We start from the raw sequence: 23104 nt of genomic DNA, 5'->3' as shown, positions 1-23104 counted from the left end.
GTCTCCCTCAGATTTCGTCAGCGAAATGTTTCATGACCAGGCGGATCGGATTCGGGGCCGCCTGCCCCAGACCGCAGATCGAGGCATCGCCCATGACCTGACACAGATCCTCCAACAGATCGGTGTCCCACTTGTCGGCCTGCATCAGCTTGACCGCCTTTTCGCAGCCTGCCCGGCAGGGTGTGCACTGACCACAGCTTTCATCCTCAAAGAACCGCAGCATGTTAAGCGCGGCATCGCGGGCGGTGTCCTGATCGGACAGAACCACAACGGCGGCAGACCCGATGAAGGTACCAAGCGGCTGAAGCGTGTCGAAGTCGAGCGGGACGTCGTCAATGCTTGAGGGGAGAAGACCAGACGACGGCCCGCCCGGTTGATACGCCTTGAACACATGGCCATCAGCCATGCCGCCGGCGGCATCAATCACATCAAGAATGGTCGAACCTGCGGGCAGCAGGTAAACGCCTGGCTTCGCCACACGCCCCGAGACCGAATAGCTGCGCAGGCCCTTGCGGCCGTTCTTTTCAACAGAGTTCAGAATCTGCGGCCCTTCGCGGCAGATTTTTGAGACCCAATACAGCGTCTCGACATTGTGCACCAAGGTCGGACGGTTAAAGACCCCAACCTGCGCCACGAACGGAGGACGGTGGCGTGGCAGGCCCTTCTTGCCCTCGATCGATTCGATCATCGCGGATTCTTCACCGCAGATATAAGCGCCAGCACCCCGGCGCAGGTCGATATAGCCTTCTTCGACAATACCCGCCTGTTCCAGAGCCGCAATCTCACGACGCAGAATTTCCAGCACTGCTGGGTATTCGTCGCGCATGTAAATGAAACAGGTCTCGGCCTCGACCGCCCATGCAGCGATCAGCATTCCTTCAAGGAAGACATGCGGCGTGCGCTCCAGGTAATAGCGGTCTTTGAACGTGCCGGGTTCACCCTCGTCGCCGTTGACAGCCAAATAGCGCGGGCCTTCGTTCATGCGAACAAAACCCCATTTCTTGCCCGACGGGAAGCCAGCGCCACCCAGACCACGCAAACCCGAGGCCAGGACAGTTTCCTGTACTTCTTCCCAGTTTCCGCCGTTGCGCAGATTTTTCAGCGTGGCGTAGCCGCCGTTGGCCTCATAGGCCGCAAAGGTCTCATAGTCGGGCAAATGCGCATGGGTGTCCCCTGCTGCAATCGCCGACTGCACCTTCTCGGGGGTCGCATGGTCAATGTGGTTGTGGCCAATCTCCAATACCGGGGCGGTATCGCAACGCCCCATGCAGGGCGCGCGAACAACGCGAACTTCGGCAGGGTCCAAACCGCCTTCCAGCGCATGCTGCAACTGCTGGGCACCGGCCATTTCGCAGGAGAGGGAATCACAAACCCGGATGGTCAAAGCGGGAGGAGGTGTCTCGCCTTCTTTCACCACATCGAAATGGGCATAGAAAGTCGCGGTCTCGTAGATCTCGGCCTGACCGATCCGCATCTCGACGGCCAATGCCGCGATATGGTCGGCGCTGATATGGCCGTGTTCGTCCTGAATCAAATGCAGGAATTCGATCAACAGATCACGGCGGCGCGGGCGATCGCCCAGCAGGCGTGTGATTTCAGCCTGCGCCTCATCCGTGAACTGACGGCCCTTGGGTGTGTGCCGCCCCTTGCCTTTACCTGACTTCCAGACGCCCTTGGGTGTGCCTGATGGCTTGGTATCTAATGGTGCCATGATGCCCTCCGATTGAGGTTCCGTCTCTCATCAGGCAAACATATCGTCAAATCGCTTTTGGCAATCGCACGATAACGACACCTTATCACCGCAAAGAGGTCACCACATCCCGCAAAGCCTTGACCGTCGGCAACTCGGGGTCGCGGCTGAGGGTCGCCAGACAAATCGGTTTGCTGACAACAGGTTCGATCAGCGGCAACACTTTCGTTCCCTTCAAATCGCCCAGCGCACGTACCAGAACCCGAGGAACAACCGTCGCCGCCAGCCCCTCCCGCACCATGACCATTGACGCCGTAAAACCGCTGGTTTCGGCAACGATATCGGGGTGCAGCCCCTGTTCGGCAAACACCCGGTCCAGAATACGCCGGTTCTGCATCTGCGGCTCCAAAAGGCTGAGCGGAAATTCTGCGACCTGCGCCCACGGAATCGGGCCGCTTTGGTCCGTCAGATGCGTGGGCACCAACAACACATAGGTTTCCTCGTAAAGAGGCTGAACCTGCCGGAAGTCCGTGCCGATGCTGTCACCATAAGTCACCCCGGCATCAAGGCTGCCTTCGTCCAGCCGGTGCTGAATTGCGGTGGCAGACATGGTTTCAATGCGTGTGACGATACGAGGATGCGCGTCACGCAGCCTTTTGACCAACCGTCCCGTGAAGGCGATTGCGGTCGGGATCACGCCGAGGATCAGTGTGCCCGTAATCTCACCCTTGGCGGCCAGCACCTGCTGTTCCAGCGCCTTGGTGTCGTCCAGAATACGCCGCGCCCGCTGGACAATCATCTCGCCCTCTTCGGTCAGCCCTTGAAAGCGGTTGGCGCGACGGACGATTGAGACACCCAATCGGTCCTCAAGATTGCGGATGCGCATTGAAAACGCGGGCTGCGAAATCCCGCATTCCTCGGCTGCTTTGGCAAAATGCCGATGCCGCGCCAAGGCGCTGAGCAGTTGCAGGTCGCGGATTTCGATCACTTACAATTGTCTCCGACAGCTGGTTGATCCATACCTTAGCGAGACTTCGATTGGGAAGGAAAGCAGGCGTTACATGGCGCGCGCAATAAGCGAGAAGAGCTTACACTTGTTACTATCCATCGACACCTCTTATTTGAAGTGAAACTGGATATTCAAAACCGTTGTCACACAAAAGATGAAATGTCATTTGCCCTTAAAGATCAAAACGCCAGAAACCGGAGCAGCTGATGAGCAAACCATTTAGAACTTTCCTATTTATTTGCTTTGTCTTCACTGTTTCTATAACCGTCAACTTACGAGCAGCGGCTGCAGATGAGCCCTACAAGAATGCATTTAAGTTCCCTGACGGCTTGACTGTACGCGTGCAGGTTCCCACGCTTTTTCGATCACTCTTTACTGAGTATGAGCGCCGCTTGGTCGTGTGTGACGACACCCCCTTCTCTTGCGCCTACGAATGGCTCGTGGCCGATTTGGGCCGCGAGGTTAATCTATACCTGCACGATGACGGCACTATTATCGTCGTGAACAGTGTATGGATGATGAAGATTTTAGATGGGCCAAGCGTCCGCATCTTCGACCATCAGGAAGAAGTGGACGCACGACTGCGTAATGATGATTGGAGTTGCAGTGAAGTAGGGCCCACCGCTGGTGTCGCCCCACCTGCTTCAATCTTTTTCAAGGATATGAAATACCTTGGTGCCTTCCGGTATCATCCAAATTCAAACGAAACAAAACATAGCATCGGCTACGAAGATTTCCGCTTTTTCCCCTTCAAAAGCTTCGGCGAAACACTCTGTGGGTATCCAGTTAGAGGATGATACCAAATTACTAATGGCAATTGGTGCGACGCCGCAGACGTTACAGCGCCCACCTCAAAACACTTCAAACAACCATCCACAAATAAGACCGTGAATCACGTATTAAACAAAAAGTGCATCACATCGCCGTCCTTGACGATATAGCCCTTACCCTCTGCCCGCATCTTACCCGCCTCTTTCGCGCCCTGCTCACCATTGGCAGCGACATAGTCGTCAAAGGCGATGGTCTCGGCGCGAATGAAACCCTTTTCGAAATCGCCATGGATCACACCTGCTGCTTGCGGTGCAGCGGTGCCGGTGCGGATGGTCCAGGCGCGGGCCTCTTTCGGGCCGACGGTGAAATAGGTTTCCAGCTTCAGCAGATCGTAACCTGCGCGGATCAGACGGTCGAGGCCGGGCTCTTCCAGACCCATCTCCTCAAGGAACATCTGGGCTTCGTCCTCATCCAGCAGGCTGATCTCTTCTTCGATCTTGGCGCTGATGATGACATGGGCATTGCCCTGCGCGGCGGCCATTTCGGCCACGCGGGCAGAGAATTCGTTGCCTTGTGCGGCGTCTTCCTCGGACACGTTGCAGACATAGAGAACCGGTTTGGTTGTCAGCAGTTGCAACATCTTCCATGCCTTGGCGTCCTCGTCTCTGACTTCGACCAGACGTGCGGGCTTGCCGTTTTCCAGCATGGCCTGCGCCTCGGCCAACAGGCGATCTTGCTGTTGCGCCTCTTTGTCGTTGCCCTTCAGCTTGCGCACCAGATTGGCCCGGCGCTTTTCGATGCTTTCCAAATCGGCCAGCATCAGTTCGGTTTCGATCGTTTCAGCGTCCGCAACCGGATCAACACGCCCGTCGACATGTGTCACGTCACCGTCTTCGAAACAGCGCAGCACATGGGCAATCGCATCCGTTTCGCGAATATTCGCCAGAAACTGGTTGCCCAGCCCTTCGCCCTTTGACGCGCCTTTCACCAGACCCGCGATATCCACAAAAGTCATCCGCGTGGGGATGATCTGTTTTGAGGACGCAATCGCTGCCAGCCTGTCGAGGCGGGCGTCGGGAACCGCAACATCCCCGACATTGGGCTCAATGGTGCAGAACGGGAAGTTCGCGGCCTGCGCAGCAGCGGTTTTGGTCAGCGCATTGAACAGGGTCGACTTGCCGACATTCGGCAGACCCACGATTCCCATTTTAAAGCCCATCACGGCCTCCTGCATAGAATACGATCGCAGCTTCTATGCAGGTCCGCCTGAATGCGCAAGGGATTGCTGGCGGCACCTTTGCCGAGTCCATTTCGCCACATCACAAAATCGTTTGAAAATTGTGTTCTTGCCGAAATTGAAAAACAACTCCTACGATTACCAGTTAATAGCACACGATCACTTTTTGTTGGCGGACACTGATGAAACACCTTTTTCTTGCAACCGTTCTGGCGGCAACGGCCTGCGCGTCAGCCCAGGCCCAAACCGTTGTTTTTGGTGCCGGATACGCGGACTATTCTGAAGACACATCCGAAGATCAGGGTCTGATCTCGATCGAATACCACCACACGCCATTTCATCAGGCGACGCGGTTTCGCGCCGGTTGGGGTGCGGCCCTAACTGTAGATGAAGATGGTGACACGCATATCGGCGCGGGCCTGATCGGGCAGTATGCGCTGAGCGATCGCTGGTTCGTGGAAGGCAGTGTAATGCCCGGCTACTATAATGCCAGCAACGACCTGAATGATCTTGGGGGCGATTTTCAGATTCGCAGCCTTTTGGGTCTTGGCTATAACCTGAACAATGGCAACAGCGTGTCTGTTGCGCTTACCCATAAATCCAACGCCAGTACCAATGACGAAAACCCGGGCGTGAATGCCCTGCTGGTACGCTATCATCTGGGCTTCTGATCCATTCCTGTCTGGGCGGGATTGATTTTCGGTCAAAGTTTCTGCACATCAGGTCGAAACCCGAGTGCAAGGACATCCGATGACCCGTATCGACGCCAAGTTCGCCGCCCTGAAAGCTGAAGGCAAGAAGGCCTTTGTCGCCTATGTCATGGCCGGGGATCCCGACTATGACACTTCGCTTGAAGTGGTCAAAGGCCTGCCAGGCGCTGGCGTGGATGTTATCGAGCTGGGCCTGCCCTTTACCGACCCGATGGCCGACGGTCCTACTATTCAGGCTGCGGGCCAACGTGCGCTTGAGCAGGGCATGACCTTGCAACGCACATTGGATCTGGCACGAACGTTTCGGGAAACAGACGATACAACCCCCATTGTCCTGATGGGGTATTACAACCCGATCTACAGCTGCGGTGTCGACGCGTTTCTGGCCGATGCAAAAGCAGCTGGTATTGACGGGTTGATCGTGGTGGACCTTCCCCCCGAAGAGGACGCAGAACTCTGTCTGCCCGCGCAAGCGGCGGGTCTGAATTTTATTCGCCTGGCAACCCCAACCACGGATGACAAACGCCTGCCACGTGTTCTGCAAAACACTTCGGGCTTTGTTTATTATGTCTCGATCACCGGGATCACTGGCGCAGCCGAGGCAGAAGCAACAGATGTTGGCCCCGAGGTTGCCCGCATCAAGGCCGCGACCGATCTGCCGGTAATCGTGGGGTTCGGGATCAACACGCCCGAGAAATCGCGCAATATTGCCTCGGTGTCGGATGGCGCGGTGGTCGGGTCAGCGATCGTCAGCCAGATCGGCGCTGGTAAACCTGTGACCGACGTGCTGACCTTTGTGAAATCTCTTTCGGATGGCGCGCACAGCGCCTGATTTCGCAGCCAACATACGAGAGTTATGACCCGTCGCGGATACCGCGGCGGGTTTTTTGTGACCCTTCACTGTGACGCCAAGACATTGCAGCCTTGGGAATGAATTGGTAAAGAAAACTAACCAATGTGAGCGGAGCCCCGATTTCATGCCTGTGATCACCAATATCGAAGACCTCAAACGCATATATGAACGCCGCGTGCCCCGTATGTTCTATGACTACGCCGAAAGCGGCAGCTGGACAGAACAGACTTTTCGCGAAAACACGACCGATTTTGAAAAAATACGCCTGCGCCAAAGGGTTGCGGTCGATATGTCCGGTCGGTCGACATCTTCGCAAATGATTGGCGAAGACGTTTCAATGCCAGTGGCGCTGGCCCCGGTCGGGTTGACGGGGATGCAACACGCAGACGGAGAGATGAAGGCCGCCAAAGCCGCCGAGGAATTTGGTGTGCCCTTTACGCTGTCCACCATGTCCATCAACTCGATTGAAGATGTGGCCGGATATACCAACAAACCATTCTGGTTCCAGCTTTATACGATGAAGGACACGGACTACATCAACCGCCTGATCCAGCGAGCAAAAGACGCTAAATGTTCCGCACTGGTAATCACGCTCGACCTGCAAATTCTGGGCCAACGGCACAAGGACCTGAAAAACGGTCTGTCGGCCCCGCCCAAACTGACGGCAAAGACCATCGCCAACCTGATGACCAAATGGGCCTGGGGCATTGAAATGCTGCGGGCCCAGCGGCGCGAGTTCGGCAATATCGTGGGGCATGTGCATGGTATTTCGGACGCGTCTTCATTGGGGGCCTGGACCGCAGAACAGTTTGACCCCAGCCTCGACTGGTCGAAGGTTGAAAAATTGATGGAGCAATGGGGCGGGAAAGTGATCCTTAAGGGCATCCTTGATGCGGATGACGCAAGGATGGCCGCCAAGCTGGGTGCCGATGCCATTGTCGTGTCAAACCATGGTGGGCGTCAGCTTGACGGCGCGCTAAGCTCAATTCGTGTCCTGCCCGAGATCATGGATGCGGTTGGGGGCGATATCGAGGTGCATTTGGACAGCGGTATCCGATCCGGACAAGACGTGCTCAAAGCCTTAGCGCTTGGGGCCAAAGGGACCTATGTTGGCCGCGCGTTTGTGTATGGTCTGGGTGCCATGGGTCAGAAAGGTGTCACCACGGCGCTTGAGCTGATCCAGAGGGAGCTTGATACGACAATGGCGCTTTGTGGTGAGAAAAATGTGGCTGCGTTGGGGCGTCACAATCTGCTGATACCTGAAAACTTCGGGGGCCGCTGGCAAGCGTAACCGGTCAATCAGGGGGCTCTGCCCCCGACGCCCGTTCCGGGCGCCTCCCCCAGGATATTTTTGGCCAGATGAAGCTGGGGTTCCTTCAATCGTCCACCCGATAATACTCCAGGACAGGCGATAGAACCCAGCCGAACGGCACGGCAAGAAATACCTCTTTCCAAATCGGGTGAATCAAGCTAAGGACGCGGCTTCACGCGGGTATACAGCCTTGGAGGATGCCCGCCCTAACATTGGAGAATATATCATGGCTGGTGAGATTCCTGATCTCGTAGCTCTGGAACGGACGGGGACAGGCAAGGGCGCCGCTCGTCAAGCACGCCGCGACGGCATGGTTCCGGGCATCGTATTTGGTGGCGACAAAGAACCGTTGCCAATCCAGATCCCGTTCAACGTCTTGTTCAAGCGCCTGAAAGCGGGCCGGTTCAAGTCGACCTTGTGGAACCTGAAAGTTGAAGGCCACGATGACGTCCGCGTCATCTGCCGCGACGTTCAGCGTGATGTCGTCAAAGACCTGCCGACCCATCTGGACCTGATGCGCCTGCGCCGGACCACCAAGATCGCGTTGTTCATCCCCGTTGAGTTCATCAATGAAGGTGCGGCCCCTGGCATCAAAAAGGGTGGCGTTCTGACCGTTGTCCGCCCGGAAATCGAACTGATGTGCACCGCCGGTGACATTCCTGAAAAGATCACCGTTGATCTGACCGGTCTGAACATCAATGACGTTGTGACCATTTCGTCGGTTGAACTGCCTGAGGGCACCAAACCAACCATCGACCGTGACTTTGTGATTGCCAACATCTCGGCGCCGACTGGTCTGTCCACCAGCGACGACGATGAAGATGGTGAAGTTGCAGCCGATGAAGTCGAAGTTGTCGGAAAAGAAGAAGAATAAGTCTGGAACAATGTTTCCGACTTTGAAGCGGGGCTCGGGTGAGCCCCGTTTTTTTTGCGGGTCCAATAATCAGGCCTGACTGGATTTCCTGACGATTTCCGGGCATGAAATGGCTTTGGAGCTACAGAGGCAAAACGGAAACATGAAGCTGTTTGTTGGATTGGGAAACCCGGGCCAGAAATATGCCCGGAACCGGCACAATATCGGGTTCATGGCCCTGGACCGTATCGCAGAAGATCACGGTTTTGGTCCCTGGAAATCGAAGTTTCAGGCCGAGATTTCGGAAGGTCGGCTTGGCACCGAGAAAGTCCTGCTGATGAAACCGCAAACCTACATGAACCGATCGGGTCAATCCGTCGGCGAGGCGATGCGGTTTTACAAGCTGGAATCCACTGACGTTGTTGTATTTCATGACGAATTGGACCTTGCCCCGGGCAAATTGCGCGTCAAGGCAGGGGGCGGGCACGCCGGGCATAACGGTCTGCGCTCGATCCATGAGCATATCGGGGCGGCCTATGACCGTGTACGCCTTGGGATCGGGCATCCGGGCCGCAAGGAAATGGTTTCGGGGTACGTGCTCAGTGATTTTGCGAAATCCGAAACCAGCTGGCTGGACGACGTTCTTCGGGGTGTTTCGGACGGGGCTGCTTATCTGGCTCAGGACGAGGGCGGCAAGTTCATGAATGCAGTTGCATTGCGCACTGCCCCGTCGCGATCATCAAAGACCGACGCACCAAAAGCCGACACACCTTCAACGCCCGCACCCGACACCGAGGATGACGACCGATCTGCCATGCAGAAGCTTTTGGACAAATTCAGGTAGCGCCTCTGCCTCTTTCCGTTACGTAGAGGTTGCGGAATGTGATCTCCCGCGTTCCAATACCGCTCAACTAGGGAGGCAATGCGATGAAATCCATATTGAAGTGGGTGCTGCGCATCGTACTGGCGCTGGTTCTGGCCGCCACTGCCGTCGGGCTGTGGAAGCGCGAAGAGTTGCAGCGCCTTTTGGCCGTGAACTCGTTATTTTCGGAAGAGAAGATCGTTCACAATTTCTCGCACATGGACGAGGCTTTTCTGACCGTGAACCTGCCGCGTGGCGACGCGCCAACCTGGGACCTGCCTTATGGCGAAGGGTTCGAGCTGCCGGAGGGAACCGACAGTTGGATCGATGAACGCGCGGTCACGTCGTTGCTGGTTATGCAGAACGGCAAAGTCAGGTTCGAGGAATATTATCTTGGCACCGGGCCGGATGACCGGAGGATTTCCTGGTCGGTCGCCAAAAGCTATCTTTCGGCGCTTTTCGGTATCCTGCTGCAAGAGGGGGCAATCGGGTCGTTGGATGACCCGGTCGTCAAATATGCGCCAAAACTGAAAGACAGCGCGTATGAAACCGCGTCGATCCGCAACGTGCTGAACATGGCAAGCGGCGTGACGTTTGATGAAGATTACCTCGACCCAAATTCCGACATCAATCGGATGGGGCGTGTGGTTGCCCTGGGTGGTGAGCTGGACGATTTCGCAGCCTCGCTGCAAGACAGCTTTGCGACGCCGGGTGAAACCTGGCAATACGTGTCGATCGACACCCATGTTCTGGGCATGGTTATACGCGGTGCGACCGGGCGGAACGTGGCGGACCTTCTGACGGAGAAGATCCTTCAGCCGTTGGGACTGGAGCGGGACGGATACTACATCACTGATGGCGCAGGGATCGCTTTTGTTTTGGGGGGCCTCAACTTTACTACGCGTGATTTCGCCCGGTTCGGACAAATGATCCTGCAGGACGGCATCGCGAATGGAAAACAACTGGTTCCTGCCGAATGGATTTTCGAAGCCACCCAACCCAGCGCACCGACCGCACAAGGAGAGATCGGGTACGGGTATCAATGGTGGATTCCCCGCGGCGCGCATGAAGGAGAGTTTCTGGCCCGTGGCGTCTATGGGCAATACATCTATTTCAACCAGCCCAGGGGCGTTCTGATTGTGTCCACCGGTGCAGACAGGCTGTTCCGTGAGCCGGGTGTAAATGACCTGAACATCGAAATGTTCCGCAATATTGCGAAAAGTCTGTAAGATGCCATTATGCAGAAACAAGAAAGTATCAATGTACTGGGTGGCGTTCTGGCCCCTTGCTCTCGCGACCCTTTGACAGGGTTTTTCCGGGATGGCGCGTGCAATACCTGCCCCGAGGATCAGGGCAGTCACACAGTCTGCACCGTGATGACGGCCGAGTTTCTGGCATTTTCAAAATATGTCGGCAATGATCTGAGCACGGCACGACCCGAATTCGACTTTCCCGGCCTTCGCCCCGGCGACAGCTGGTGTTTATGCGCCAGCCGGTTTTTGCAAGCTCATGACGAAGGATGCGCGCCACAGGTTCATCTGGAGGCGACACATCAACGCGCGCTGGAGATCGTACCGCTCGACATTTTGCTTCAAAATAAGGCAAAGACCTAAAGGACCCCCTAAGGGGCGCATGGCTGATTCAGAATGCCATTTGCCAGATCAGGCTGACACTGTAGTTTTCAAAACCGCTTTCGCCGATACCGTCATAGAACAGGTTTGCAGCCAGAAGGCTGTCGTTTTCCAGCCGATAGTCAAAACCCAGATCAGCGCGGGCGCGGGCGGTATCCCCTATCGGTGTCACGCCAGGAACAGTGCCTGAGCCGGATGTTGTGCTCCAGATACCAGACAAACCACCGGTCAGCATCATCTGACCACGCGACACCTGGATTGGGTGACTGAAATCCATACCCAGCCGTGCAGTGGTCAGGCTGAAATCCTGCTGTGGGATCAGGTTGCCCAGACTATCGGTATAAGCCTCCTGATCGTCGCTGGCATAGCTAACATCCAGCAGCGGCATAAGCGTCAGGTCACCGCGCTTGAACTCTCCGGTTACGCGCGACTGGATCAGCCAGCGTTCACTATCGAAACTGTCGGTATAGGTGCCCAGTGGAGAAATGTCGTTATCAGCCTGACCGTACAGAACGCGCCCTTCGAAAAACACCGGCTGGCTGGGCAGTTTGGCGACGACATAAGGTCCGACCAGCCACCCTGTGCCATCCACGCTGGCCGGGCCGTTTTCGGTTTCGGCATAGTCGATCTGCAACATGGCGCCGATCAGAAGGTTCGAGTTCACCCAGCCATGCGCCCCCACCACGGCCAAGGCATAAGAACTGTCGTAATCGTTTTGAGAGCTCCAGTTCCCGGACAGATTGAACCAGACCGGGTGGGTTGGGTCACTTGCAAATTTCAGATACCCCGATCCTTGCGTTACCGACGAGTCCAGCGCACCTGATCCTGATTGCTGAAGAAACTGCGTCAGCTCTGGCTGATTGGTCACGAGGCTGTTGGCCCGGGCGTTCTGAAAGGCCTGCACCAGTCGCTGTGTGTCCGTTACACCCTGTTGTGTGCTGACCCTGTTGGACGCAAGGTTCAGGTTCCCGGCGGCATCCGAAAAAACGCCTGCGGGAATAAACAGCTCAATTGTACCGTTATTTTGCGCAGTTAACGTCGCAACATAATTGGTTCCCGATCCTGTCAGGCTTGCGGAGGCATTGGTAACCGACAAGTCGCCCACCGTGAAATCTGTGCTGGGTTCACTCAGTGTGATCACCGCTTGGAACGTACCGTTCCCGATTGTTGTCAGCGCACCAATTGAGGCCGTCGGCTGCGTCGTGTCTGCCAAAGTCCGAGTGTTGATAATCTGGGTATTCGTGACACCCGACAGCGCGATTTCATAAAGGTATAGTGGCCCTCCGACGGTTTCGCGCGCGGTGAACATGACCCCAAGATAGCCATCAGCGGCGTAAGTGGAATCGGCTCCATTCTGGCTGAGTATCGTCGCGCCAATATATCCAAGATTGGCCAATCCTGCTGGCGTAATAGCAGGTTGAGTCAAAACACCATTGTTGAAATAGAACGATCCTCCCGGGCCTTCACCCGAGCCGCCCAACGACATGAACGCTGTCGCAGTACTTTGGAGATTGGAAAAGAAAATCTGCCCGCCGTTAGGTGTTGCGACTGTCTGGGACGGAAACGAAGGGTTGCCAAACGCCAGACCCTCTTTGACGCTTCCCATCAAAAGCGCGGAAACCAAAAGACCCAGGCACGACAGCCTCGTAATTGCGGACCAAACCATATTACCTCCTACAGCACCGCGTGGGTGCCAAACACCAGAGTGCCCGGGGTTAAAATCGCATCCCAAGCAGCGTCATCCTTGCCCCATCTTCGCAGAGACATCCCCAGAACCGACCGCAAATCGCCGGTTAATGAGAAGTTAATTCAATTGGAAGACGCTGTATAGAACGCGACAGGAATCAACTGGGGCGTGCGGGACACGTCGTGTTGTTGGAACAAGCGGGTTTTGACCTGGACCAAATCTCAAACGGCTTGAAACACCCAATTTTTGCTGTGTTGTCGAGTGGAGATAGAAACGTGAGACAGGCTGCGCTGGAAAATCACATGCAAAGATAGAAAGGACATAGTCACTGACAGTCCAGCAATTTTGCAACAGTACGGCACCGCTTGCTGCACTGATCTCCAATTGGAAACCTTCGGGCGCAGGTTGAACGGGGTAATATCGCTTGTGGACGATTCTTTAACCGGGCTCCGTCGGGTTCAAAAAGATCGCCTGCGAGGGCCAACATACGGTGACAAAACCGGATGCCACGCCAGGGCAGGAACAACAATCCGTCTGCGCCCGTTAAAACACCAATTAGATCCGAAGGCCATTTCGGAGCAGCATTACAATCAAGGGTGGACCGAAGGGTGTTCCGGCAGCTTGATTGGTCGAGATTGTAAACCGGGGCATATGGCCCCGGTGTGAAATCAACCGGCCGTGCGGCCTTCGGTGTCAGACATGTCGAAGTTCAGGTATTTTGCGACGGTCTGAACATCCTTGTCACCGCGTCCACACATGTTCATGCAGATCAGGTGGTCCTTGGGCAACTCGGGCGCGATCTTCATGACATGCGCCAGAGCGTGGCTGGGTTCCAGCGCCGGAATGATACCCTCAGTGGCACAGCAGAGCTGGAATGCCTCAAGCGCTTCCTTGTCGGTAATCGAGACGTAAGTCGCGCGACCAACCTCATGCAACCAGGAATGTTCGGGCCCGATACCCGGATAGTCCAGACCGGCCGAAATCGAATAGCCTTCCAGAATCTGCCCGTCATCATCCTGCAGCAGATAGGTGCGGTTGCCATGCAGAACGCCCGGACGACCGCCTGTCAGCGAGGCGCAATGCTCCATCTTTTCGTTTACACCTTTACCGCCGGCCTCGACACCGATGATGTTGACGTCCTTGTCATCAAGGAAAGGATAGAACAGACCCATCGCGTTCGAGCCGCCGCCGATTGCCGCAATGATAGTGTCGGGCAGACGGCCTTCGGCCTTCATCATCTGCTCTTTCGCTTCCTTGCCAATGATCGACTGGAAATCACGCACCATCGCCGGGTATGGGTGCGGACCGGCCACTGTGCCGATGCAGTAGAACGTATCGCGCACATTGGTCACCCAGTCACGCAGCGCGTCATTCATCGCGTCCTTCAGCGTACCGCGACCCGAGGTCACAGGGATCACCTCGGCCCCCAGCAGGCGCATACGAAACACGTTCGGGGCCTGACGTTGCACGTCATGGGCACCCATATAGACGATGCATTTCAAACCAAATTTCGCGCAGACCGTGGCTGTGGCCACACCGTGCTGCCCTGCCCCGGTCTCGGCAATGATCCGGGTCTTGCCCATGCGTCGCGCCAGAATGATCTGGCCCAGCACGTTGTTGATCTTGTGTGCGCCGGTGTGGTTCAGCTCATCACGTTTCAGATAGATCTTCGCCCCGCCCAGATGCTCGGTCAGGCGTTCCGCGAAATACAGAGGTGAGGGGCGGCCCACATAGTTGGCCCACAGATCATCCATCTCGGCCCAGAAGGTCGGATCATCCTTGGCTTTGTTGTATTCCTCTTCCAGTGACAGGATCAGCGGCATCAGCGTTTCGCTGACAAAACGCCCGCCGAAGATGCCAAAGCGCCCTTGCTCGTCAGGGCCGGACATGAAGGAATTGAAAAGATCGTTGGCCATGGGTGTCTCCCTCGTCGTACCTGACTGTCATAGGTGGTCGTCGCGGGATTTGCCATGGCAAAACGCACCATGTCGCCCCCTGGCAGCGGCAAACAAAATCAGCGTGTCGCGTCGATAAATGCCTGTATCAGTCCAGCGTCCTTTACGCCCGGCGCGCTTTCAACACCCGACGCCACATCGACTTGCCGCGTACCCGTCATGCGGACCGCCTCAGCGACATTGTCTGGGTTCAGACCACCGGACAACATCCACGGCCTACGCCAATATTTGCGACCTGCCAGCAGCCGCCAGTCAAAAGGAAGACCGTTGCCGCCGGGAAGTTCCGAATTCTTCGGCGGCTTTGCATCGATCAGAAGCTGGTCTGCAACTTCGGAATACAGATCAATCGCAGCCAAATCCTCGGCCTCGGCAACACCGATCGCCTTGATGACGGGCAGGCCATAGCGCTGCTTGATCTCTGCCACACGCTCGGGGCTCTCTCCGCCGTGAAGCTGCAACATATCCAGCGGAACCCCCGCGACAATCTCATCAAGCTGCGCGTCCGAGAAATTCACGGCCAGAGCGACCTTGGCGACGCCGACTGGTACTTCGGCGGCCAACGCCGCGGCTTGCGGTATCGGTGCGTAACGGGGCGATTTGGGAAAAAAGTTGAACCCGACATAGCGCGCACCGGCTGCAACGGCTGCGCGCACATGTTCTGAGGCGGTCAAACCGCAGATTTTAACGGACACATCGGTAGACATAAGCCTCAGCTGGCCTCGTCAAGCAGGGCCAGAACATCATCCTTACCCTCGTTCTGCTTTTTCTTGAGCTTCTTGACCTCGCGTTCAAGCTTGCGGACCTCGCCCTTTTTCACGGTCGCATCGCGGCGGTGTTTGTGTTCCCGCAGCCATTCCCACATGAAACCGATGATCAAACCGGCGACAACACCGCCCAGAACGACCAGAAAAAGCGGTAAAGAGGTACTGACGTTAAAGCCCAAAAGCTCGGCCAGAGCATCGGGCATCAGTTTCAGTTCAACAGACTGAACATTCGCCAGGGAAACGGAAATCAGAACGATCCCGAGAGTCCCAAGAAAAGCATATCGAAGGTAACGCATCATGAGGTCAGGCTTTACCGTTCAAACGATCCCTGAGCAACTTACCAGTTTTGAAAAATGGCACACATTTTTCCTCGACCTGAACTGTTTCACCGGTACGGGGGTTGCGCCCAACGCGGGCATCCCGCTTTTTCACCGAAAACGCGCCAAAGCCACGCAGTTCGACCCGGTCGCCGCGCGCCATGGCATCGGTGACTTCTTCGAACACGGTGTTCACAATCCGCTCGACATCACGCTGATAGAGATGCGGGTTTTCGTCAGCGATTTTCTGAATCAGTTCTGAACGGATCATTCGTGATACCCTCCCAGGCAGCCGGTGTGACAGGTCTACTGTTTTGACAGTATAGGAAAAAACCCAGAACGGGGGAACGGATACTCTGCGTGTTGAGGCTTTATTTTGCCATATTCTCACGCGAAATTTTGCCCGACAGGGCGATTTACACACTTCAAGCGCGAACATTATCGAGTTTAAACAGCGTGTTTGGAACATGTTGATTCGCAACAAAAACGGCCCCGCACTTCCATGCGAGGCCGTAAATCATGCTTGGGATGCGCCCCGGGCTTAGTCGCCAGACTTCAGCGCTGCACCCAGAATGTCGCCCAGCGACGCGCCCGAGTCGGAAGAACCGTACTGTTCCACGGCTTCTTTCTCTTCTGCGATCTCGCGTGCCTTGATCGACAGACCCAGACGGCGGGTCTTGCTGTCGACATTGGTTACGCGGACATCAACCTTGTCACCGACCGAGAAACGCTCGGGGCGCTGTTCGGAACGGTCACGCGACAGATCGGAACGGCGGATGAACGACTTCATGCCTTCGTACTCGACCTCGATGCCGCCATCTTCGATTGCGGTCACTTCGACAGTGATGACCGAGCCACGCTTCACGCCGCCAACGGCTTCTGCGAACTTGTCACCGCCCAGAGCTTTGATCGACAGCGAGATACGCTCTTTCTCGACATCCACTTCCGAGACAACGGCCGAAACCATGTCGCCTTTGCGGTAGTTCTGGATCGCATCCTCGCCACGCTCGTCCCAGGACAGGTCCGACAGGTGAACCATGCCGTCGATGTCGCCTTCGAGGCCGATGAACAGACCGAATTCGGTAATGTTCTTGACTTCGCCTTCGACTTCGGTGCCCTCGGGGTGTGTTTCTGCAAACACTTCCCATGGGTTGCGCTGAGTCTGCTTCAGGCCCAGAGACACGCGGCGCTTGGCACCGTCGATTTCCAGAACCATGACGTCGACTTCCTGGCTGGTCGAGACGATCTTGCCGGGGTGGACGTTTTTCTTGGTCCAGGACATCTCGGACACGTGCACCAGACCTTCGACACCAGCTTCCAGTTCGACGAATGCGCCGTAGTCGGTGATGTTGGTGACGCGACCCTGATGGACCGAGCCCAGCGGGTACTTGGCAGCAACCAGATCCCACGGATCTTCCTGAAGCTGCTTCATGCCCAGGCTGATGCGGTGGGTGTCTTTGTTGATCTTGATGACCTGAACCTTGATGGTTTCACCGATCGTCAGGATCTCGGACGGGTGGTTCACACGACGCCATGCCATGTCAGTGACGTGCAGCAGACCATCAACGCCGCCCAGGTCAACGAATGCACCGTATTCGGTGATGTTCTTGACCACGCCCTCGACGTTCTGACCTTCGGTCAGGTTGCCGATGACTTCGGCGCGCTGTTCGGCACGCGATTCTTCCAGGATTGCGCGGCGCGACACAACGATGTTGCCACGGCGGCGGTCCATTTTCAGGATCTGGAACGGCTGCTTCAGACCCATCAGCGGGCCTGCGTCGCGTACGGGGCGTACGTCAACCTGCGAACCGGGCAGGAATGCAACTGCGCCACCCAGATCGACGGTGAAGCCACCTTTGACGCGGCCAAAGATTGCACCATCGACACGCTGGTCGTCGGCATATGCTTTTTCCAGGCGGTCCCATGCCTCTTCGCGGCGGGCCATCTCGCGCGAGATGACGGCTTCGCCACGGGCGTTTTCTGCGGCACGCAGGTAAACTTCGACCTCGTCGCCGACAGCGATTTCAGGGGCTTCGCCGGGATTTGCGAATTCTTTCAGATCAACGCGGCCTTCCATTTTATAGCCTACGTCGATGATGGCTTGACCGGCTTCAATCGCCAGAATCTTGCCTTTGACAACAGAACCCTCTTCGGGCGTGTCCATTTCGAAGCTTTCGTTCAGGAGGGCTTCGAATTCCTCCATGGATGCGTTAGCCATGTGGCGTTCATTTCCTTTACAGTACGTTTTTGCTGGCCGAGCGGTTGTCTCCGCCGGTCTTGTTTCATGATGCCGTCTGGCGTGACCCGGTGCGCCGCTGAGCAAACAAACACAAAGGGCCGAGGTAACCCGGCCCTGCTCAGAAACGTCATCCGGACGTTGACCGCCCTTGTATCGACAGCGCGCGTATAGGCTGAATCTTGAACCGGTGCAAGTGCAAAGCCTATGGTGCGCGGCAGCGCGCGCAGGAACTCTTGCCTAACGCTGATCCCCCCGAGCGTCATAGCAACCTGAACAATAGCCGGTTCTGACTGAAATGGCTTGCACGGTTCGCGTCAGGTCTTCTCTAGGCGGCTTCTCGGTAATGGGACGCGGGACCGCATGGTTGTGTCTTCGAGTGCAGCGCAAGGGTGAAGTGTCTTGAAACACCGCGCGGGACCCGGCACTCAGCTGCCTGCGTCACGAGATGTATCGTGAAGAATTGGAGTGAGAACAGCAATCCACTCGCCTGTTTGTACGATCTGCAAGGTTTGGCGACGTATCTGAGATTAAACGTTCGGCTTTCTTTCCCTAACTTAGCTTTATCGGTCGACAAAGAGGTCGACCCGAAACCAGAACCAAAAGGAAAACATCATGAAATCTCTCATCTTTGCCGCCATGGCGACTGCAATTGCCCTGTCCACCCCGGCCTTTGCTGCTGACGAAATCAACGTGTCCAACGGCATTTCAGCCGCTGGTGCGCCGCTGGCCGCACATGGGGTTGATCTGGTTGCATTGGTCAATGATGGAAACCCGGTCGAAGGCTTCGCCACTCACTCGTCAACTTATGACGGAGCCTCCTATTATTTCACGTCCGCCTCGAACCGTGAAGCGTTCGAGGCAAACCCTGCTGCATACCTGCCGCAGCATGGTGGCTTCTGTTCATTCGGCGTATCGGTCGGCAAGAAGTTTGACGGTGACCCGGATCAGTACCTTGTCGCAGACGGAAAACTGTTTCTGTTCCTCAACGCGGAAACCCGGGCAGCCTTTTTGAAGGACGTTGTCGCCACCGCAAAGACGGCGGATGACCAATGGGCGAATATCAAAAACGTCGCCGTGGGTGAGCTGTAAGACCTGCCCCGTTTGCCCGCGGCGTTAACGCGTCGCGGGCAGTTTTGCGTTGATCACCTCAAGGGCTTTGGCCAACGCCGCCTCGATACTCAAATCGGTGGTGTCCAACTGCACGGCATCCTCAGCCGGTTTCATCGGAGCGGTGCTGCGCTCAGCATCCCGCGCGTCCCGTTCTCTGACGTCCGCCAGAACCTGTTCACGGGTTACGTCAGCGCCTTTTGCTCTAAGCTCCAGGAAGCGCCGCTCGGCGCGCACTTCTGCACTGGCTGTTACAAACAGCTTCACTTCGGCATCTGGACAAATCACCGTGCCAATATCACGACCGTCCAGAACGGCCCCACCTGCCCTGCGGGAAAAGGCGCGCTGAAAATCGACCAAGGCAGCGCGAACCTCTGGAAGAACCGCCACTTTGGAAGCTGCCTGCGCAACGTCGGCGGTGCGCAGGTCGCCCTTCTCAAGCTCCTCTGCGGTCAGAGACTGCGCGGCTTCAATCGCGCTTTCCCCCTCAAGCGTACGCCTTCCGACAGCGCGATACAGCAAACCCGTGTCCAGATGAGCAAAGCCGAAATGCGCCGCCACGGCCTTTGATATCGTGCCCTTGCCCGCAGCCGCTGGTCCGTCAATGGCAACAGTGAAACTCAAGTGCGCTCTACCTTTGCACCCAGCGACTCCATCAGTGGTTCAAAGATCGGGAACGACGTCGCGATCGGGCCGCCGTCATCCACACTCACGGGGCTCTGTGCCCCCATACCCATCACCATGAACGACATGGCGATGCGGTGATCCAGAAAGCTCTCGCAGGTGCCTCCTCCCGGAACGTTGCCGATGCCCAGCCCTTCAACCGACCACCAGTCATCACCTTCGGCAACAGTCACCCCGTTGGCGCGCAGGCCACGGGCCATGGCGTCAATCCGGTCGCTTTCCTTCACGCGCAGCTCTTTCACGCCGCCCATCATCGTTGTGCCTGTGGCATTTGCAGCCACTACCGACAGAACCGGGTATTCATCGATCATTGAGGCGGCACGCCCGGAAGGAACGTCGATGCCTTTCATGTTGGGCGAGTACTTGGCGCGCAAATCGGCGACTGGCTCGCCCCCCTCTTCGCGTTCGTTTTCATAGGTCAGATCAGCGCCCATCTCGCGCAAGGTCGTAAAGAGGCCCGCGCGTGTGGGGTTCAAACCGATCCCAGGCACCAAAACATCGGATCCAGGTGTGATCAACGCCGCGCAAACCGGAAAAGCCGCACTGGACGGATCGCGCGGTACAGCGATGACCTGCGGCTTCAGTTCCGGGCGACCGGTCAAAGTGATAACTCGGCCCTCGTCGGTATCCTCTACGGTGATCTCGGCACCAAATCCAGCCAGCATCCGTTCGGAATGGTCACGCGTGGCCTCTTTCTCGATCACAACGGTCTTTCCGGGAGCATTCAGACCCGCCAGCAGAACGGCAGATTTCACCTGCGCCGACGGCACAGGAACTTCGTATCGCACAGGGGTCGGGTCCGCCGCGCCAACGATGGTCATCGGCAAGCGCCCGCCGGATCGCCCAACCGACTCTGCCCCAAACAGGGCCAGAGGATCAGTTACCCGCGCCATGGGGCGTTTGTTCAGGCTGGCATCACCGGTAAATGTCGCAGTGATCGGAGAGGTCGCCATCGCCCCCATGATCAGCCGCACACCGGTTCCCGAGTTGCCACAGTCGATCACCTGACCCGGTTCGGCGAAGCCACCGACACCCACGCCGTGCACTGTCCATTCCCCGTTTCCGTGATCTGTGACCTCGGCACCGAAGGCACGCATCGCCTTGGCGGTATCCAGAACGTCTTCGCCCTCCAGCAAGCCCGAAATCCGGGTTTCACCCACGGCCATTGCGCCAAGGATCAGCGACCGGTGCGAAATCGACTTGTCGCCGGGCACCTCTGCCATGCCGGTCAGCGGGCCGCAGGGATGCGAGGTCATCGGGATGGGCGTGCCGTGTCCGGACATGAGGGCTCCTTTTGCGCTATCAGTGCTCAAGCCGATTAGCGAATTGACGCCCGTTGGTCCAGCGGCAATCAGCCATTGCGTCGGAAGGTCAGGTAGTGAGGTGTCCGACCCTCGCGTAGCGCCTTCTGTTCGTATCGCGTAGAAATCCAGTCGTCCCACGGTTCGCGCCAGTCCGAAGGACGTTCCGCCAGCCATTCAAACCCGGCGCGCGGAACTTCTTCCAATGTCTGACGCACGTAATCGGGAATGTCAGTAGCAACCCGGAAGATCGCCCCGGGTTTCAGCACCTTTGCCAATGGCTCAAGATGTTCCTGGGTTACAAATCGACGGCGATGATGCCGCGTTTTGGGCCATGGATCGGGATAGAGAAGGAACGCGCGCGAAATGCTCGCCTCTGGCAGCACGTCGAACAGATCGCGCGCATCGCCAGGGTGCACGGCAAGGTTTTCAACACCTGCCTGACGGATTTTGCCCAGCAGCATGGCAACACCGTTGATGTATGGCTCGGCCCCGATGATGCCAATGTCAGGATTGTTTTGCGCCTGATGCACCAGATGCTCACCACCGCCAAAGCCGACTTCCAACCAGACCGGCTTGCCGCCGAACAGACCGTCCAGGTCCAGCGGCCTGCGTTCAGGGTTGGTGTCCCAGTCCACAGCACCGGGCGACAATTCAGCCAGATCTTCGTTCAGATAGGTTTTTTGACTGGGCTTCAGGGTCTTGCCCTTGAAGCGGCCATAAAAGTTTCTGCGCGGGCGTTGTGGGGTCTCGGTGCTCATGGCGGTGGCCATACTGCGCAGCGGAGCACGTTGCAAGAGCGTGCACCGCCCCAAAGAAAAAGCGCGCCCCTGAAGGCGCGCTTTGGATTTTTCAGATCAAACTGCTGATTTCAGCGCGTCGACCAGATCAGTGCGTTCCCAGCTAAAACCGCCATCCGCATCCGGTTCGCGACCAAAGTGCCCGTAAGCCGCTGTACGCTGGTAGATCGGCTTGTTCAGCTGAAGGTGCTGACGAATACCGCGGGGTGTCAGATCCATGATCTGGCCAACTGCTTTTTCGATCGCCGCATCTGCAACCTGACCCGTGCCATGCGTGTCTGCATAGATCGACAGCGGCTTCGATACGCCAATGGCATAGCTCAACTGAATGGTGCAGCGCTCGGCCATACCGGCGGCTACGACGTTTTTCGCCAGGTAACGCGCGGCATAGGCCGCCGAACGGTCAACCTTGGTCGGATCTTTGCCCGAGAAAGCACCGCCACCATGCGGGGCCGCGCCACCATAGGTATCCACGATGATCTTACGACCGGTCAATCCCGCGTCGCCATCCGGCCCGCCAATAACGAATTTGCCGGTCGGGTTGACGTGCCATTCGGTATCAGCCGACAGCCAGCCTTCGGGCAGAGTTTCACGGATATAGGGTTCAACGATGGCGCGGATGTCATCCGATGTCAGCGCCTCATCCAGATGCTGCGTCGACAGAACGATCGAGCTGACACCGACCGGTTTGCCGTTTTGATAAACGACCGACAACTGAGATTTCGCATCCGGCCCCAGTGCAGGTTCGGTGCCGTTCTTGCGCACTTCGGCCAGACGCCGCAGGATTGCGTGCGAATACTGGATCGGCGCAGGCATAAGCGCAGGCGTTTCTGTTGTGGCAAAGCCAAACATGATGCCCTGGTCGCCAGCGCCTTCGTCCTTGTTGTCCGCGGCATCCACGCCCTGCGCGATATGGGCGGATTGTTCGTGCAGAAGGTTCGTCACCTCGACTGTTTCGTGGTGGAACTTGTCCTGCTCGTATCCGATGTCTTTCACGCACTCGCGCGCAATTTCGTCGATGCGGCTCATGTAGTCATGCAGTTTGTCCTTGTCCGACAGACCAACTTCGCCACCGATAACGATGCGGTTGGTCGTGGCAAAGGTTTCGCAGGCCACGCGCGCCTCAGGCTCTTCGTTTAGAAATGCATCAAGGACAGCATCCGAGATACGGTCACAGACCTTATCCGGGTGCCCTTCAGAAACGGATTCCGAAGTAAAAGTATAGTTCTGTCGGGACATAAATGTGCTCCATTAAGGTTTCTCCGCCACGCCAGGAAGCCGTTGTGGCAGACCACAGACGCATACGCTTGCCCAAAGTTGGG

Annotated in this window: 22 protein-coding genes and 1 riboswitch; of the genes, 9 read left to right on the top strand and 13 right to left on the bottom strand. The window is 56.8% G+C overall.

Going from position 1 to position 23104, the window contains the following annotated elements:
- Positions 1-7: 7 nt before the first annotated feature.
- Both ACR0CE_RS12640 and ACR0CE_RS12635 read right to left on the bottom strand, forming a co-directional pair.
- The gene (locus tag ACR0CE_RS12640; protein WP_480832726.1) at positions 8-1711 is read right to left on the bottom strand and encodes an NAD(P)H-dependent oxidoreductase subunit E; all 1704 of its coding nucleotides are present in this window, start codon (positions 1709-1711) and stop codon (positions 8-10) included.
- An 85-nt stretch (positions 1712-1796) separates the two neighbouring features.
- Complete coding sequence (locus ACR0CE_RS12635; protein WP_267365476.1) at positions 1797-2678, bottom strand: LysR family transcriptional regulator; 882 nt, start codon at positions 2676-2678, stop codon at positions 1797-1799.
- Positions 2679-2905: 227 nt separating this feature from the next.
- Here ACR0CE_RS12635 and ACR0CE_RS12630 point away from each other — a divergent pair, with 227 nt between their 5' ends.
- Positions 2906-3496 carry a hypothetical protein gene (locus ACR0CE_RS12630; protein WP_480484004.1) on the top strand — a complete coding sequence of 197 codons (591 nt, stop codon included), beginning with the start codon at positions 2906-2908 and terminating at the stop codon, positions 3494-3496.
- A 95-nt stretch (positions 3497-3591) separates the two neighbouring features.
- Here ACR0CE_RS12630 and ychF read toward each other — a convergent pair whose 3' ends face one another.
- Complete coding sequence (gene ychF, locus ACR0CE_RS12625; RefSeq protein ID WP_480484005.1) at positions 3592-4689, bottom strand: redox-regulated ATPase YchF; 1098 nt, start codon at positions 4687-4689, stop codon at positions 3592-3594.
- Positions 4690-4889: 200 nt separating this feature from the next.
- Between ychF and ACR0CE_RS12620 the strand changes: the two genes are divergently transcribed.
- From ACR0CE_RS12620 to ACR0CE_RS12590, 7 genes are all read left to right on the top strand, one after another.
- A complete protein-coding gene (locus ACR0CE_RS12620; protein WP_480832723.1) occupies positions 4890-5378 on the top strand; it encodes an acyloxyacyl hydrolase in 489 nt (162 codons plus the stop codon).
- 79 nt (positions 5379-5457) lie between these two features.
- Positions 5458-6249: a tryptophan synthase subunit alpha gene (gene trpA, locus ACR0CE_RS12615; protein ID WP_480507077.1), complete on the top strand. Its 792-nt coding sequence runs from the start codon at positions 5458-5460 to the stop codon at positions 6247-6249.
- 145 nt (positions 6250-6394) lie between these two features.
- Positions 6395-7561: an alpha-hydroxy acid oxidase gene (locus ACR0CE_RS12610; protein ID WP_480484008.1), complete on the top strand. Its 1167-nt coding sequence runs from the start codon at positions 6395-6397 to the stop codon at positions 7559-7561.
- A 247-nt stretch (positions 7562-7808) separates the two neighbouring features.
- Entirely contained in the window at positions 7809-8456 is a 648-nt protein-coding gene (locus ACR0CE_RS12605; protein WP_480832721.1) for a 50S ribosomal protein L25/general stress protein Ctc, read from the top strand.
- A gap of 142 nt (positions 8457-8598) precedes the next feature.
- Positions 8599-9279: an aminoacyl-tRNA hydrolase gene (pth, locus tag ACR0CE_RS12600; protein WP_480538611.1), complete on the top strand. Its 681-nt coding sequence runs from the start codon at positions 8599-8601 to the stop codon at positions 9277-9279.
- 83 nt (positions 9280-9362) lie between these two features.
- A complete protein-coding gene (locus tag ACR0CE_RS12595) occupies positions 9363-10526 on the top strand; it encodes a serine hydrolase domain-containing protein (protein ID WP_480832718.1) in 1164 nt (387 codons plus the stop codon).
- Between the two features lie 9 nt (positions 10527-10535).
- Complete coding sequence (locus ACR0CE_RS12590) at positions 10536-10910, top strand: DUF2237 family protein (protein ID WP_480484012.1); 375 nt, start codon at positions 10536-10538, stop codon at positions 10908-10910.
- 28 nt (positions 10911-10938) lie between these two features.
- Here the strand turns inward: ACR0CE_RS12590 and ACR0CE_RS12585 are convergent, their stop codons facing one another.
- The 6 genes from ACR0CE_RS12585 to rpsA all read right to left on the bottom strand — a co-directional run bounded on the left by ACR0CE_RS12585 (position 10939) and on the right by rpsA (position 17869).
- Positions 10939-12594: an Ig-like domain-containing protein gene (locus ACR0CE_RS12585; RefSeq protein WP_480832716.1), complete on the bottom strand. Its 1656-nt coding sequence runs from the start codon at positions 12592-12594 to the stop codon at positions 10939-10941.
- A 689-nt stretch (positions 12595-13283) separates the two neighbouring features.
- Positions 13284-14531: a tryptophan synthase subunit beta gene (gene trpB, locus ACR0CE_RS12580; protein ID WP_267365446.1), complete on the bottom strand. Its 1248-nt coding sequence runs from the start codon at positions 14529-14531 to the stop codon at positions 13284-13286.
- 98 nt (positions 14532-14629) lie between these two features.
- The gene (locus ACR0CE_RS12575) at positions 14630-15274 is read right to left on the bottom strand and encodes a phosphoribosylanthranilate isomerase (RefSeq protein WP_480832714.1); all 645 of its coding nucleotides are present in this window, start codon (positions 15272-15274) and stop codon (positions 14630-14632) included.
- A gap of 5 nt (positions 15275-15279) precedes the next feature.
- The gene (locus ACR0CE_RS12570) at positions 15280-15630 is read right to left on the bottom strand and encodes a LapA family protein (RefSeq protein WP_267365457.1); all 351 of its coding nucleotides are present in this window, start codon (positions 15628-15630) and stop codon (positions 15280-15282) included.
- Between the two features lie 7 nt (positions 15631-15637).
- A complete protein-coding gene (gene ihfB / locus ACR0CE_RS12565; protein ID WP_050603110.1) occupies positions 15638-15922 on the bottom strand; it encodes an integration host factor subunit beta in 285 nt (94 codons plus the stop codon).
- 270 nt (positions 15923-16192) lie between these two features.
- A complete protein-coding gene (gene rpsA, locus ACR0CE_RS12560; RefSeq protein WP_480484015.1) occupies positions 16193-17869 on the bottom strand; it encodes a 30S ribosomal protein S1 in 1677 nt (558 codons plus the stop codon).
- A 633-nt stretch (positions 17870-18502) separates the two neighbouring features.
- Between rpsA and ACR0CE_RS12555 the strand changes: the two genes are divergently transcribed.
- Positions 18503-18979: a YHS domain-containing (seleno)protein gene (locus tag ACR0CE_RS12555; protein ID WP_480832712.1), complete on the top strand. Its 477-nt coding sequence runs from the start codon at positions 18503-18505 to the stop codon at positions 18977-18979.
- A 24-nt stretch (positions 18980-19003) separates the two neighbouring features.
- Here the strand turns inward: ACR0CE_RS12555 and ACR0CE_RS12550 are convergent, their stop codons facing one another.
- The 4 genes from ACR0CE_RS12550 to metK all read right to left on the bottom strand — a co-directional run bounded on the left by ACR0CE_RS12550 (position 19004) and on the right by metK (position 23021).
- Positions 19004-19621 carry a (d)CMP kinase gene (locus ACR0CE_RS12550; RefSeq protein ID WP_480832710.1) on the bottom strand — a complete coding sequence of 206 codons (618 nt, stop codon included), beginning with the start codon at positions 19619-19621 and terminating at the stop codon, positions 19004-19006.
- Positions 19618-20964, bottom strand: a complete 1347-nt coding sequence (gene aroA, locus ACR0CE_RS12545) for a 3-phosphoshikimate 1-carboxyvinyltransferase (RefSeq protein WP_480832708.1) — start codon at positions 20962-20964, stop codon at positions 19618-19620. Before aroA ends, ACR0CE_RS12550 begins: the two co-directional genes overlap by 4 nt.
- A gap of 68 nt (positions 20965-21032) precedes the next feature.
- Complete coding sequence (gene trmB, locus ACR0CE_RS12540) at positions 21033-21743, bottom strand: tRNA (guanosine(46)-N7)-methyltransferase TrmB (protein WP_267365453.1); 711 nt, start codon at positions 21741-21743, stop codon at positions 21033-21035.
- Positions 21744-21839: 96 nt separating this feature from the next.
- On the bottom strand, positions 21840-23021 hold the full coding sequence (gene metK / locus ACR0CE_RS12535) for a methionine adenosyltransferase (RefSeq protein WP_480832706.1): 1182 nt from the start codon (positions 23019-23021) through the stop codon (positions 21840-21842).
- A 5-nt stretch (positions 23022-23026) separates the two neighbouring features.
- Positions 23027-23075, bottom strand: a riboswitch (SAM-SAH riboswitch).
- Between the last annotated feature and the right edge of the window lie 29 nt (positions 23076-23104).

Source organism: Ruegeria sp. L11, assembly GCF_056531755.1.
The sequence above is the reverse complement of the archived record's forward strand: the minus strand, read 5'-3'. Positions and strand labels throughout refer to the sequence as shown.